The organism is Streptomyces sp. NPDC053048 (assembly GCF_044547045.1).
Taxonomy (GTDB): domain Bacteria; phylum Actinomycetota; class Actinomycetes; order Streptomycetales; family Streptomycetaceae; genus Streptomyces.
In genome coordinates, this window is record NZ_JBITZS010000006.1 from 313,533 (window position 1) to 327,259 (window position 13,727).

Consider the following 13,727-nt stretch of genomic DNA (forward strand, 5'->3'; position numbering starts at 1 on the left):
ATGATGAGGGTCACCACTGACAACGGCCTGCTGCTGCCCGTCCCGGACGCGGACGGCCGGCCGTTCTGGGAGTACGCCGCACGCGGTGAGCTGCGCGTTCAGGCCTGCGGCGGCTGCGGCGCACCCCGTTTCCCGCCCAGGCCCTGCTGCCCGGCCTGCCAGTCCTTCGCCGTCGAGTGGCGGCGAATGTCCGGACGCGGGCACATCTGGTCGTACGTCCTGCCCCACCCGCCCCTCCTGCGCGCCTATGCCGAACAGGCCCCGTACAACGTCGTCGTCGTGGAGCTCGCCGACGCCCCCGGCATCCGCCTCGTGGGCAATGTGGTCGCGGCACCCGACGCGGGCCTCGACTCCGTTCCCGCGTCCCGGCTGCGCGCCGGCGCATCCGTCCGAGTGGCCTTCGCCGAGATCGCACCGGGCGTGACCATGCCCCGCTGGCTGCTGGAGCAGCCATGAGCGTCCGCGTCGAGAAGCGCCCGGACGGCGTCGCCCTCGTCACCCTCGACCGGCCCGACCGCCACAACGCCATCGACCTGGCCACGGCCGCCGAACTGGCCGCGCTGTGGGCGGATGTGCGACGCGACGACGACGTGCGGGCCGTCGTCCTCACCGGCGCCGGGGACCGCGCCTTCTGCACCGGCATCGACCGTTCCGCCGACGTCCCGCAGCCCGGTTCGCCGTACTCGCTCGACGATCCCCTGCGCGGCATCGGCCCCAAGGCCGCCGACCTGTGGAAGCCCGTCGTCGCGGCGGTCGGCGGCATGGCCTGCGGCGGGGCGTTCTACCTGCTGGGCGAGGCCGAGTTCGTCGTCGCCTCCGAGAACGCGACCTTCTTCGACCCGCACACCTCGTACGGCATGGTCAGCGCGTACGAGTCCATGCTCATGGCCCAGCGGATGCCGTTCGGGGAAGCGGCGCGGACGGCGCTGATGGGCACCGCGGAGCGCCTGTCGGCGCGCCGCGCGTACGAGATCGGGCTGGTCTCGGAGCTGACCCCACCCGGCGGGGCCGTGACCGCGGCCCTGCGGGCGGCGGCCGTCATCGCCTCGTACCCGACGGAGCCCGTGCAGGGCACAGTGCGTTCCCTGTGGGCGGCCAAGGAGGCCGCCCGCGCCCATGCCCACGCCCTGGCGCCGCACCTCATCTCCCTGGGGAGCCTGCCCCCGGCCGCCCAGGCGGCCCGCTTCGCCGCCCGCACGCGCGAGCACCGCGTGCGGTGAGGGGCGGGAGCCCCCTTACGGGGGCCCTTACGGGGGCCGCCGTCAGCGTCGGGAGAGCCCCGTGCCCTTCGCGGCGTCCAGTGCGTAGACGCAGCGGTCCTTGCTGCAGGCGTAGACGACGCCGTTCGCGGCCACCGGCGATCCCGTGATCTCGCCGCCGGTGGCGAGCTTCCAGCGCAGCTGGCCGCCCGCGGCGTCCACTGTGTAGAGGCAGTGGTCCGCCGAACCGAAGTGCACCCGGCCGTCCGCGACGACGGGGGAACCGACGATGTCGCCCCCGGCCGCGAACCGCCACCTGGGCGTACCGGTGACGGCGTCCAGCGTGTAGAGCGCGCCGCCGCTGCCCAGGTGAACGGCACCGGCCGAGAGCAGCACCGGTTCGGTGGACTGACGGGCCTCGGTGGCGATGCGCCAGCGGTCGCGGCCGGTCGCCGCGTCCAGGGCGTAGACGGTGCCCAGGTAGTCGGCGATGTAGACGCCACCGCCGGTCACCGAGGGGCCGGACGCGAACGCGGGCGGGCTCAGGAAGACGGCCGGCGCCTCGAACCGCCAGCGCACGTCGCCCCGCGCCACGTCGATCGCGAGCACGCGCGTGCCCGCGGCCACGTAGACCACGCCGTCGGGCGCGGCGAGCAGCCGCACCGGCACTCCGCCGCAGGAGGCGGTGTCGCCCACCGGGTACGACCAGCGCTCCACGCCCGTGCGCGCCTCAAGGGCGCGCAGCCGGGCGTCGGCCCACACGTACACCGTGCCGTCGTGGACGACCGGCCCGCAGTCGGGGGTCTCGAAGTCCGTCTGGGCGCCGCCCATCTCCCACAGCAGCTCGCCGTTGGCGGCCTCCCAGGCCTGGACGCCGCCGCCGCGGGTGCCCGTGACGACGGTGCCGCGGTCCGCCTTGAGGGAGTAGACCCAGCCGTCGGTCGACAGCCGCCACCGCTCCGTGCCGTCGGCGGCGTCCAGCGCGTAGAGCGTCGGCCCGTCGGAGGCGTGTATGCGACCGTCGGCGAGAGCCATGGCCCAGGCCACGTCGCGGGTCTTGAACTGCCGCCGTCCGCTGGCCACGTCGAGGGCGTGCACCTCGAAGGACGTGACGTACAGCAGCTCGGCGGAGACGACGGGCGTGCCCCACACATCGTTGGACATGCGGAACCGCCACGGCCGCCAACGTCCCGGGGCTGCCTGGGCGTTGGTGCCGCCGTCCGGGGTGGGGTCGGGGGCGGGGGCCTGGGCGGGAACGGCCGCGGCGGAAGCGCCGGCCGGGGGGCGCACCCAGCCGGTGGTGGGGCCGGTGCCCGTCCTGTCGTGGGCGTCGCGCGCGTCGGCGACGCGGGGGCCGGGGCCGATCGGCACCTGCGAGCCGGCGAGCCGGACGGTACCGTCGGACGCGGCCACGGCGGGCGCTCCCGCGTGCCGCCCTTGCGGGCCGGCGGCAGCGCCCGCCGGTACGCCGTGCGGGCCGCTCAGCCCACCGCGGGGGTCCGGGGCGCTCACGACGGAGGACCGGCCGGTACCCGCGCCGCCCGCGTGCCCGTCGGCCCAGCCGGCGGCACGGCCGCCGGGCGGCTCGTAGGCGACGACGGGCTCGGGGGCCGGAGCGGGGCTCGGGGCGCGAGGGGGCGTCGGCGGCTGAGCTGGCCGGGGCGGGACGCCCGGACGGCTGCGGCCGCCGCGCGCGTTGCCGGAGGCCGCGGGCCGGTGTCCGGCGCGGCGCTGCTCGATCAGGGAGACGGCGTTGTCGGGCAGCCACGCGGAGGCGGTGCCGCTGTCGTCTCCCCCGCCGGAAGCGAACAGGTGGGGGGCGAGCTGCGACTGCAGATCCGCCGGGCTGGGCCGGTTCTCCGCCGCCATCTGCATGCAGGAGTCGATGAGGGGCCGCAGCTCGTCCGGCAGCCCGCTCAGGTCCGGGCCCTCCCGCAGCAGCATGAAGACGGTCTCGACGGGGTTCGCGCCGTGGAACGGGGCGTGTCCGGTGGCGGCGAAGACCAGCGTGGAGCCGAGGGAGAAGATGTCGCTGGCGCCGGTGACACTGCGGGAATCGCGCGCCTGTTCGGGTGACATGTACGCGGGCGTGCCGACCGCGACGTTGGTCATGGTCAGCCGCGTGTTGGAGACACCCGAGGCGATGCCGAAGTCGATGACCCTCGGGCCGTCCTCCACCACGAGCACGTTCGACGGCTTGAGGTCGCGGTGCACGAGCCCCGCGCCGTGAATGGACTGCAGCGCCTCGGCGACCCCGGCGGCCAGCCAGCGCACGGCCTGGGCCGGCAGCGGCCCGCACTCGTTGACGATCTCCTCGAGGGACGGCGCGGGAACGTAGGCGGTGGCCAGCCACGGCACGGCCGCCCGCGGGTCGGCGTCGACGACGGCGGCGGTGTAGAAGCCACTGACCGCACGGGCCGCTTCCACCTCACGGGTGAAGCGGACACGGAAGAGCTGGTCCTCCGCGAGCTCCGTGCGCACCGTCTTGATCGCCACTCGCCGGCCGGACGCCGAGCGGGCGAGATAGACCAGCCCCATGCCGCCGGCACCGAGTCGGCCGAGCACCTCGAACGGGCCGATCCGTCTCGGGTCGTGCTGCGTAAGCTGCTCCACCACTGACCTGCCACCTCCCCGTGGGGGCTTGATGAGTTTCAGCCCCGTGCAGCGCCTCACCGCGAAATTATCCCGGGGTACGCACCCTGATTCTTCCTGGCGAAGCCCGTGGTTGCGAACCCGGGTGACGCTTCGCCGTGTCTCCGCCATATCCAGCCATATGCCACCACATGCGGATCACTCGCCCCTACCCCCCTCCCCGTCCCACCGTCCCCGGCCCCGCGCGACCCGTCGCCGCGCCCACTGCCCCGGCCCGGCCCAGGAGGCCGACGACTGCCGGCCGTCGGCTAGGAGGCCTCCGAGGCCGTCTGCGCGGACGCCTCCGTCACGTCCGAGAGGTCGATGACGGCGAAGTCGGCACCCTGGTCGTCGGCGAGCACGGCGAACCGCCCGTACGGGGTGTCCTGCGGCTCCCTGCGTATCCGCCCGCGCAGCCGCAGCGCCGTGCCCACCGTGGCGTCACAGTCGGAGACCACGAAGTAGACCAGGTAGTGGGCGGGCATCTCCTGCGGGAACCTGCCGTCCATGACAGCGCGGCCGGCGACCGCGTTCTCCGGCGTCGCGGGCTTGCCCTCCGGGGTCCAGACCGCGAACTCGATGCCCGCCTCCTCGCTGACGTCCTGGGTGCGGAAGCCGAAGACCGCCTCGTAGAAGGGATCGACCGCCTTCACGTCCCAGGTGAAGACCTCGGTCCAGCCGAAGGAGCCCGGCTCGCCCCGCTTCTCGAAGCCCTTGTGGCTGCCGGCCTCCCAGACGCCGAAGACCGCGCCCCCGGGGTCGGCGGCCATGAGCATCGTGCCGAACGGGCCGATCGCCATGGGTCCCATGACGATCTGCCCGCCGGCGGCACGTATCCGGTCGGCGGTGGCCGCGGCGTCGGCGGAGGCGAAGTAGACGGACCAGGCCGTCGGCATCCGGCCGTCGGGCTTGGGCGCCAGCGCCGCGACGTTCTTCCCGCCGTGGAAGGCCTGGGTGTAGTGGCCGTACTCGCCACCGCTGTCCTGGAAGGTCCAGTCGAGGAGCTCGCCGTAGAAGCGCTTGCCGGCCTCGACGTCGGGCAGCATCACATCCGCCCAGCAGGGCACGCCTTCCTGGATTCCGTCCGTGGCTGTGCTCATGGTCGGCTCCTTCCTGCGCGACCGGGCTGCGCGACCGGGCATGAGACCCTGCGGCGCGGAGTGTTCTCGCTGCCACGGTAAGGGGGTTTCACGGATCTCGCGCGGCCTGTGGATAACCTCCGGAATGGCCTCGCGGATATCGACGTCCACAGCTTGTTGATAGGACAATTCACCGGTACGGGCCAATCCACTTCAACTGTCTTCCCGCCCCTTCACACCCCCTTTGACCTGCACATATACCCCACCGTCGACCCCCGCCCCCATTTGCATGCGGCCGAATCGCGCTCCGATCACCCCTCGGTAAGCTGACGGCATGACAGGACAAGTACGCACCGTCGACGGCCGCGTGGCCGGTCGGCGCGGCCAGGCGACGCGGCAGAAGCTGCTCGACTGCCTCAGTGAAATGCTCAGCTCCTCGCCCTACCGGGATGTCAAGGTCATCGACGTCGCCCGGCGGGCCGGCACCTCGCCCGCGACCTTCTACCAGTACTTCCCCGACGTCGAGGGCGCCGTCCTCGAGATCGCCGAGGAAATGGCCAAGGAGGGGGCGAGCCTGACCGAATTCGTCGCCGGCCGCTCCTGGGTCGGCAGGTCCGGCTGGCAGGCCGCCGAGGAACTCGTCGACGGATTCCTCGGCTTCTGGCGCAAGCACGACGCGATCCTGCGCGTGGTCGACCTCGGGGCGGCCGAGGGCGACAAACGCTTCTACAAGATCCGCATGAAGATCCTCAACGCCGTCACCAACTCCCTCACGGACTCCGTCAAGGAGCTCCAGGCCAAGAACAAGGTGGACAAGGACGTCAACCCGGCCGCCGTTGCCGGCGCGCTGGTCGCCATGCTCGCGGCGGTGGCCTCGCACCAGAAGGGCTTCCAGAGCTGGGGCGTCAAGCAGGCGGAGCTCAAGCCCAATCTGGCGCTGCTGGTGCACCTGGGCATCACCGGCAAGAAGCCGACGAAGTGAGCCGCTAGTACGACGGCACCCGGCGCGAGAACGCCGCTCCACCACGCACGTCCTGTCATAGCCGCGGCGGGGGGGGCCGGGGGGGGCCCCCGCCCCCCCCCCCCCCCCCCCCGCGTTTCGGGGGGGGGGGGGGGGGGGGGGGCCCCCCCGGGGCCCCCCCCGCCGCGGCGCAACAACTCCTGCCGCCGCTACCGCCGCTCCAGCCGGAAGAGCCGGATCCGGCGCTCCACACGTGCCTGGTAGCGGGCGTACGGGGGCCAGAAGTCGAGCACCGCCGTCCACACGGCCTCCCGTTCCGCGCCGCGCAGCAGCCGCGCCCGCACGGGAATGTCCCGCCCCTTCCAGCTGATCTCCGCATCCGGATGCGCCAGCAGGTTCGCCGTCCAGGCGGGGTGACCGGGCCGGCCGAAGTTGCTGCCGATCAGGATCCAGCTGTCGTGGTCCGCGTCCCGCTCCCGCATGCACGCCAAGGGCGTCCGACGGGCCAAGCCGCTCTTCGCCCCCGTCGAGGTCAGCACCACACCGGGCAGCATGCGCGCGCTCAGCAGCACCTTGCCGCCGGTGAGCCGGTGCACGGTGCGGTCCAGCGCCGGTATGAAGTGCGGGGCGATCTTCGCGAACGCACGGCTCGATGACACCCTCTGGACCTGACGTTCGAAGGCATCCATCACAGCACCACCGCTTCCCGGTCCGCCCCGAGGTCAAACAGTCCGGCAATGGCCGCCGCACGCGCCCGCAGCTCGTGCACAGGTCCGAACAGCAACGCGTCCGACGCCGCCCGTTTGAAGTACAGCTGCACGTCGTGCTCCCACGTCACCCCGATGCCGCCGTGCAGCTGAATCGCCTCTCCCGCCACCGCCCCGGCCGTCTCCAGGGCCTGCGCGAGGGCCACTCCGGCCGCGGCCGCCCTCTCGGCGGACGTCCGCCCCTCTCCGGCGGCCCATGCCGCGTAGTACGCCGCCGAGCGCGCCGCTTGGACGGCCACGTGGAGATCCGCCAGCCGGTGCTTGACTGCCTGGAAGGAGCCGATCGGCCTGCCGAACTGCTCGCGCACGCACGCGTACTCCACCGTCAGCTCCAGCGCCCGTTCCGCCGCCCCCACCGCCTCGGCCGCCAGTACGGCCGCCACGCCGGGGACGAGCGCCGCCAGGGCCGCGCACGCATCGCGGTCCTCGGCCGCGCCGAGCGGCTCCGCCCGCACCTCGCGCAGTTCGACACGGGCCTGCGGCCGGGTCTCGTCGAGCGAGGTCAGCCGGGTACGGGTCACACCTCGTTCCCCCTCCGGCCGGACGACGAACAGCAGCGTGCGGCCGCGTGCGTAGCCGCCGGTGTGCGCCGCGATCAGCAGCAGATCCGCGCTGTGCCCGTCCAGCACCTGGCGGGCCTCGCCGTAGAGCCGCCATCCGTCGTCCGTCCGCCGCGCCTGCACGCCTCCGGACCGGCCACCACCGGACCAGGAGGCGGCCTCGTCGCCGCCGGACCCGTTCCCGCCTGCCGGGCGGCCCGGCGGGCCGGTGAGCCCGAGTGCGCGCGGGAGTGTGGCGCCCGGCAGCACGAGCGCTCCGGTCAGCTCGCCGGCGGCAAGGCACGGCAGCAGCGTCCGGCACTGCTGCGGGGTGCCGAGGGTGGCGACCAGCGGGGCTGTCAGTGCCGCCGTCGCGAACAGCGGTGACGGGCAGAGCACGCGCCCGGTCTCCTCGGACGCCAGGGCGAGCTCGGCCGGGCCGCGACCGGCTCCCCCGTAGCGCTCGTCCACCGCCAGCCCCGGCAGCCCCATCCGCTGTCCCAGCTGCCGCCAGAGCGTTGCGTCGTAGCCGGTGGGCGTCAGTACCGCCTCCCTGACCTGCTGGGGGCCGGAGCGCTTGAGCAGCAGTGCGCGCAGAGCGTCGCGCAACTGGCGCTGCTCCTGGCCGATCGTGGCATCCATGGGCAGACCCTCTCGCCATGCTGACGGGGCGTCAGCATAAGTTCCGCGACGCGGCATGCCCAGAGCGCATCTGATGTACCGTCAGGTACATGACTTCGGCCGAACGCAGAGCCGCCGTCGTGGGCGTCGCCCTCGCGGACTGCGGCCGCCTCGACACCGTCACCCCCTACGCCCTGCACGCCCAGGCCGCCCGCCGCGCCCTGGCCGACTCCGGTCTCGGCAAAGAGGTCGTCGACGGATTCGCCTCGGCAGGGCTCGGCACGCTCGCTCCCGTCGATGTCGCGGAGTACCTGGGGCTGCGGCCCACCTGGGTGGAGTCGACGGCCGTCGGTGGCTCGACCTGGGAGGTCATGGCCGCCCACGCGGCCGACGCCATCGCGGCGGGTCATGCGAACGCCGTCCTGCTGGTGTACGGCTCCACAGCCCGCGCCGACATCAGGGCAGGCCGCCGCACCGCCACCCTGTCCTTCGGCGCCCGGGGCCCGGCGCAGTTCGAGGTTCCCTACGGGCACACCCTCATCGCCAAGTACGCGATGGCGGCCCGTCGCCACATGCACGAGTACGGCACGACGCTCGAGCAACTGGCCGGCATCGCCGTGCAGGCCCGCGCCAACGCGGCGCACAACCCGGACGCGATGTACCGCACACCCCTCACGGTCGACGATGTCCTCGGCAGCTCCGTGATCGCCGACCCCTTCACCAGGCTCCAGTGCTGCATACGCTCCGACGGCGGCTGCGCCGTGCTGCTGGCCGCCGAGGAATACGTCGCGGACACGGCGAAACCCCCGGTCTGGATCCTGGGCACGGGCTCGGCCGTCTCGCACACCACCATGTCGGAGTGGGAGGACTTCACCGTCACCCCGGCAGCGGTCTCGGGGCGCCTGGCCTTCGAACGCGCGGGGGTCGCCCCGCACGAGATCGAGTTGGCCGAGCTGTACGACGCCTTCACGTACATGACGCTCGTGACGCTCGAGGACCTGGGCTTCTGCGCGAAGGGCGAGGGCGGCGCGTTCACCGCGAACGGCCGGCTGACGATCGGCGGCGACCTGCCCGTCAACACCGACGGCGGCGGGCTCTCCGCCTGCCATCCCGGCATGCGGGGCCTGTTCCTGCTGGTGGAGGCCGTGCGCCAGCTGCGCGGCGAGGCACAGGAGGGCCGTCAGGTCCGCACGGCGGGCGGGCGGCCGCCCCGGCTGGCGGTCGCGTCGGGCACAGGAGGATGGTTCTGCTCCTCCGGGACGGTCGTCCTCGGCCGCGACTGACGCGAGCCCGTCACATCCTCCTCACCCCTCCCCCTCACCGCTCCACAACCGGCGGCCGGAAGACCGGAATCACCACCGGGACGCCGGGATCCCGGCGGAATCCGACCCGCAGCCGCATTCCGACACGCAGGGAGCCCTCGGGGCAGTTGATCACCTCGCTCATCATGCGCGGCCCCTCCTCGAGGTCGACGACGGCCGGCACGTAGGGCAGGCGGGATCCGAAGGGTGCCAGATCGTTCACATGGACCACCGACCAGGTGTAGAGCGTGGCCCGGCCGCTCGCCTCCTCCCAGACGACGTTCTCGCTCCAGCACCGCGGGCAGAATTCGCGCGGATAGTGGTGCGCCCTGCCGCACCCGGCGGCACGGCAGCGACGTATCAGCAGCCGCCCGTCGGCCGCGGCCTCCCAGTAGGGGCGCGTGAAGTCGTCGATCTCCGGCACATCGGAGCGCGGCGATCCGTTCAAGATGCCCACCTGCCCACCTCGCCGGGCCCTACGGCGGCCTCACGGACATCCGCGAGGTCCGCTCACGACCGTCCGTGCCGCGCGATCCGCCGACGCCCGGCTGATCGCATTCCGGCTGTTCCACCGCAAGACCATTCCTGCTGGCTTGTCAGATCGGTAATCTGACTCAACGTCAGTTTATCGGCCATCGAGCAGGAGTGGGCGAGAACGATGCTCGGATCGACTCACGGCACCCTCACCACCACCTCCCGTCCGTCCCGCGTGGTGGCCTGTGGCAATCGCCCCGGCCCGGTGGTCCACGGCACCGCCACCGAGGACGTGGACGTCAGCGGACGCCCCCTGCATGCGGACGTCCCCGACCTGGACCGCTTCTTCCGGCCCGAGACAGTGGCCGTCATCGGCGCCTCCGAGACCGAGGGACGCCCCAATACGGCGATCACTCGCAGGCTCATCGCGTGGGCCGAACGGGCCGGAGCCCGCATCCACCCCGTGCATCCCACCCGTACCACCGTTTTCGGCCTCCCCTGCCATCCGTCGCTACGCGACCTGCCCGAGCAGATCGACCTGGCCGTCCTCCTCGTCGGCGACCCGGCTCCCGTGATCGAGGAACTCTCCGACTGCAAGGTCCGGTTCGCCGTCGTCTTCGCCTCCGGTTTCGCCGAGACCGGCGCCGAGGGCGCCTCGGCCCAGGCCAGGCTGGCCGCGGCCGTCGAGGGCACCGGCATCCGGCTCCTCGGGCCGAACACCAACCTCAACGCCTTCGAGCACTTCCGCGACGACCTCGACGGCCCCGCCATCGCCCTGGTCACCCAGTCGGGCCACCAGGGCCGGCCGGTCTTCGCCCTGCAGGAACTGGGCATCCGGCTCTCGCACTGGGCCCCGACCGGCAACGAAGCGGACCTGGAGTGCGCCGACTTCATCTCCTACTTCGCCACCCGGCCGGAGGTCGGCGCCATCGCCGCGTATGTGGAAGGGCTCAAGGACGGTCGCGCCTTCCTGCTCGCCGCCGACCGGGCCGCCCGCCACAAGGTGCCCGTCGTCGCCGTCAAGGTCGGCCGCACCGAGACCGGAGCCCGCACCGCCGCCACCCACACCGGCAAGCTGACCGGCGCGGACGACGTCGTGGACGCCGCCATGCGCCAGTTCGGCGTCATCCGGGTGGACGGGCTGGACGAGCTCCAGGACACCGCCGCCCTGCTCGCCCGTTCCCGCCCGCCCCGGGCCGCGGGTGTCGCCGTCTATTCGATCTCCGGTGGCACAGGCGCCCACTTCGCGGATCTGGCCACGGCCGCCGGCCTCGAACTGCCGGTCCTGTCCGCCGCCAGGCAGAGCGAGCTCCACCAGTGGATCCCGGGCTACCTGAGCGTCGCCAACCCCATCGACAACGGCGGCCATCCCGTCGGCGACTGGCGCGGCCGCAAGATCATCGATGCCGTGCTCGCCGACCCTTCCATCGGCGTCCTCGTCTGCCCGGTCACGGGCCCCTTCCCCCCGCTGAGCGACAGGCTCGTACAGGACCTCGTCGACGCGGCGGAGAACACGGACAAGCTGGTGTGCGTCGTCTGGGGCTCCCCGGTCGGCACCGAGGACGCCTACCGCACCACCCTCCTCGGCTCCTCGCGCGTGGCCACCTTCCGCACCTTCTCCAACTGCGTCACCGCAATCCGCGCCTACCTCGACCACCACCGCTTCACCGCCGGCTACCGCTCCCCCTTCGACAACGCGCCGCGCACCCTTTCCCCCTCGGCACGCAAGGCGCAGGCACTGCTGCGCCCCGGCGAGCAGCTGAGCGAGCACGCGGCGAAGCAGCTCCTGCGCGCGTACGGCATACGCGTACCCCGCGAACAGTTGGTGACCAGCGCCGCAGCGGCCGTGCGCGCGGCCGCGCAGATCGGCTATCCGGTCGTCATGAAGGCCTCGGGCCCGCAGCTGGCCCACAAGACCGAACTCGGGCTGGTCAAGATCGGATTGACCTCTGCCAGCCAGGTCCGCGACGCGTATCGCGAACTCACCGAGATCGCCCGCTACGAGGAACTGCCCCTGGACGGCATCCTGGTCTGCCAGCTGGTCGGCCGCGGTGTGGAGATGGCCGTCGGCATCGCCCACGACCGCCTCTTCGGGCCCACGGTGACAGCGGGCCTGGGCGGGGTGCTGGTGGAGGTCCTCAACGACACCGCCGTTCGCGTCCCGCCGTTCGACGAGGACCAGGTGCGCACGATGCTCGGCGAACTGCGCGGACGGGCCCTGCTGGGCGGCGTCCGGGGGGCTCCCCCGGCAGATGTGGACGCTCTCGTGGAGACGGTCCTGCGCGTTCAGCGCATGGCGCTGGAACTGGGCGACGTCCTCGTCGAATTGGACATCAACCCGCTGGTGGTTCTCGAGCGCGGCCAGGGCGCTGTGGCCCTCGACGCGCTGGCGTTCTGCCGCTGAGCGGCGGCCGGGCAGGTCCGTATCCGCTCGCGGGCCCGCGTCTCCCCGCAGCACCTGGCCCGTATTCGCCCGCAGGACAAGGAGCTTGCCCATGAGTCTCTCCCCCCGTGAGACAGCCGGCGGCGCCAGTGGACACGGCAGAGCCGACGGGTCCGCGGCGTCCACCGAATCCGTTGAGTCATTGGTACTGCACGCCACTGACAACGGGGTCTTGTCGATCACCCTCAACCGGCCTCACGTGCTCAACGCCATCACGTCCGACCAGCGCGAACAGTTGATTTCGCAGCTTTGCCAGGCCTCGGCCGACCAGGCGGTCCGGGCTGTGATCATCACCGGTGCGGGCAAAGGATTCTGCGCGGGAGCGGACCTGCGCGCCACGCCGGGGACGGCCTTCGCCGAGCGCGCACCCGGCGATGTGGCCCGGCTGATCAAGGCCGGTGCACAGCGGCTGATCAGCGCGGTGCTGGAGTGCGAGAAGCCCGTGATCGCCGCCGTGAACGGCACCGCCGCCGGCCTCGGCGTGCATCTCGCGCTCGCCTGCGATCTGGTCCTGGCCGCCGAATCCGCGCGGTTGGTCGAGGTGTTCGTGCGCCGGGGCCTGGTGCCCGACGGCGGCGGCGCCTACCTGCTGCCCCGCCTCGTCGGGCCGCAGCGCGCGAAGGAGTTGATGTTCTTCGGCGACGCGCTTCCGGCCGCCGAGGCGGAACGTCTCGGGCTGGTCAACCGGGTGGTGGCCGACGAGGAACTGGCTGAGACTGCGCGGGCGTGGGCCGAGCGGCTGGCGAACGGCCCGACCCGAGCGCTCGCACTCACAAAGCAGCTGGTCAACGCCTCGCTCGAGACGGACCGGACGACTGCTTTCGCTGCCGAGGCAGCGGCACAGGAGATCAACTCGGCGACGGCCGACGCGGCCGAGGGCGTCGTCGCTTTCGTGGAGCGACGTGCCCCCGCCTTCCGGGGGCGCTGAACCACGCGACGCACCGGTCCGTCCCGGCCGGTTCGGGTCCGGGCCTCGCCCCCACGGGGTTCACACCTGATGTCACATCAGATTCAATGGGCGCCATGATGGGACACGCCGGAATGGCGGCCATCGCCGTGCGCTGTCTGTGCCCGACGGGCTCGCCGGCCGCCGACAGCCCGCCTCGCGGACCCCTGCACGGCCCTCCGCTGCGGGCCGTACAAGAGGACGAGCGGCCTCCACCCACTCCGGAGGAGTTCCGGAGTGTTCTCGGCCACTTCGCCAGCGGGGTCACAGTGATCACCGCGCCGGGCATGGACGGGAAGCCACCCGCGGGCTTCGCCTGCCAGTCCTTCTCCTCGTTGTCGCTCGAACCGCCGCTCGTCGTGTTCATGGTCGGACGCTCCTCCACGAGCTGGCCGCGCATCGCCCGCGCCGGGGTCTTCTGCGTCAACATCCTGGGATCGGGACAGAAAGACCTCTGCCGAGGTTTCGGAGCCAGAAGCTCGCAAACGGCCGACAAGTTCGCCGGGGTGTCGTGCAAGCCGTCGCCGGTGACCGGCTCACCGTTGATCGCGGGCGTCCCGGCCTGGGTCGACTGCACGATTCACGCCGTGCACACGGGCGGGGACCACCTGATCGTCATAGGACGTGTGGAGGCTCTCGGGACGGACGAGGGCGCGGCGGGCGACGGGCCGCTGCTGTTCCACCGGGGTGCGTTCGGCACCTTCGACGCGTTCGGAACGTACGACACCTGAGGACGCCGACACCTGAGGACGCCGACGCCCGAGGA

Annotated in this window: 12 protein-coding genes; 7 read left to right on the forward strand and 5 right to left on the reverse strand. The window is 72.6% G+C overall.

What is annotated here, in order from left to right:
- A complete protein-coding gene (locus tag ACIG36_RS18050) occupies window positions 1-456 on the forward strand; it encodes a Zn-ribbon domain-containing OB-fold protein (RefSeq protein ID WP_399928942.1) in 456 nt (151 codons plus the stop codon).
- Entirely contained in the window at window positions 453-1,220 is a 768-nt protein-coding gene (locus ACIG36_RS18055; protein WP_399928350.1) for an enoyl-CoA hydratase/isomerase family protein, read from the forward strand. Before ACIG36_RS18050 ends, ACIG36_RS18055 begins: the two co-directional genes overlap by 4 nt.
- A gap of 42 nt (window positions 1,221-1,262) precedes the next feature.
- Here the strand turns inward: ACIG36_RS18055 and ACIG36_RS18060 are convergent, their stop codons facing one another.
- Together ACIG36_RS18060 and ACIG36_RS18065 are read right to left on the reverse strand one after the other, a co-directional pair.
- On the reverse strand, window positions 1,263-3,815 hold the full coding sequence (locus ACIG36_RS18060) for a serine/threonine-protein kinase (RefSeq protein ID WP_399928352.1): 2,553 nt from the start codon (window positions 3,813-3,815) through the stop codon (window positions 1,263-1,265).
- A gap of 284 nt (window positions 3,816-4,099) precedes the next feature.
- Window positions 4,100-4,930: a VOC family protein gene (locus tag ACIG36_RS18065; protein ID WP_399928353.1), complete on the reverse strand. Its 831-nt coding sequence runs from the start codon at window positions 4,928-4,930 to the stop codon at window positions 4,100-4,102.
- 313 nt (window positions 4,931-5,243) lie between these two features.
- Between ACIG36_RS18065 and ACIG36_RS18070 the strand changes: the two genes are divergently transcribed.
- Window positions 5,244-5,891 carry a TetR family transcriptional regulator gene (locus ACIG36_RS18070; RefSeq protein WP_399928356.1) on the forward strand — a complete coding sequence of 216 codons (648 nt, stop codon included), beginning with the start codon at window positions 5,244-5,246 and terminating at the stop codon, window positions 5,889-5,891.
- Between the two features lie 188 nt (window positions 5,892-6,079).
- Here ACIG36_RS18070 and ACIG36_RS18075 read toward each other — a convergent pair whose 3' ends face one another.
- Together ACIG36_RS18075 and ACIG36_RS18080 are read right to left on the reverse strand one after the other, a co-directional pair.
- Window positions 6,080-6,559 (reverse strand): nitroreductase family deazaflavin-dependent oxidoreductase, encoded by a 480-nt coding sequence (locus ACIG36_RS18075; protein ID WP_399928359.1) that lies wholly within the window; start codon window positions 6,557-6,559, stop codon window positions 6,080-6,082.
- Window positions 6,559-7,818 (reverse strand): acyl-CoA dehydrogenase family protein, encoded by a 1,260-nt coding sequence (locus ACIG36_RS18080; protein WP_399928361.1) that lies wholly within the window; start codon window positions 7,816-7,818, stop codon window positions 6,559-6,561. The genes ACIG36_RS18075 and ACIG36_RS18080 overlap by 1 nt, the downstream gene beginning before the upstream one ends.
- Before the next feature lie 89 nt (window positions 7,819-7,907).
- Between ACIG36_RS18080 and ACIG36_RS18085 the strand changes: the two genes are divergently transcribed.
- Window positions 7,908-9,080, forward strand: a complete 1,173-nt coding sequence (locus ACIG36_RS18085; protein ID WP_399928363.1) for a thiolase C-terminal domain-containing protein — start codon at window positions 7,908-7,910, stop codon at window positions 9,078-9,080.
- A gap of 34 nt (window positions 9,081-9,114) precedes the next feature.
- On the opposite strand, the gene ACIG36_RS18090 is transcribed toward ACIG36_RS18085, so the two are convergent.
- The gene (locus ACIG36_RS18090) at window positions 9,115-9,555 is read right to left on the reverse strand and encodes a Zn-ribbon domain-containing OB-fold protein (protein ID WP_399928365.1); all 441 of its coding nucleotides are present in this window, start codon (window positions 9,553-9,555) and stop codon (window positions 9,115-9,117) included.
- Between the two features lie 201 nt (window positions 9,556-9,756).
- Here ACIG36_RS18090 and ACIG36_RS18095 point away from each other — a divergent pair, with 201 nt between their 5' ends.
- The 3 genes from ACIG36_RS18095 (at window position 9,757) to ACIG36_RS18105 (ending at window position 13,692) form a co-directional block, all read left to right on the forward strand.
- The gene (locus ACIG36_RS18095; RefSeq protein WP_399928366.1) at window positions 9,757-11,976 is read left to right on the forward strand and encodes an acetate--CoA ligase family protein; all 2,220 of its coding nucleotides are present in this window, start codon (window positions 9,757-9,759) and stop codon (window positions 11,974-11,976) included.
- 91 nt (window positions 11,977-12,067) lie between these two features.
- Window positions 12,068-12,943, forward strand: coding sequence for an enoyl-CoA hydratase/isomerase family protein (locus ACIG36_RS18100; RefSeq protein ID WP_399928368.1), 876 nt, complete (start codon window positions 12,068-12,070; stop codon window positions 12,941-12,943).
- Between the two features lie 95 nt (window positions 12,944-13,038).
- Window positions 13,039-13,692 (forward strand): flavin reductase family protein, encoded by a 654-nt coding sequence (locus tag ACIG36_RS18105; protein ID WP_399928371.1) that lies wholly within the window; start codon window positions 13,039-13,041, stop codon window positions 13,690-13,692.
- Window positions 13,693-13,727 lie beyond the last annotated feature (35 nt).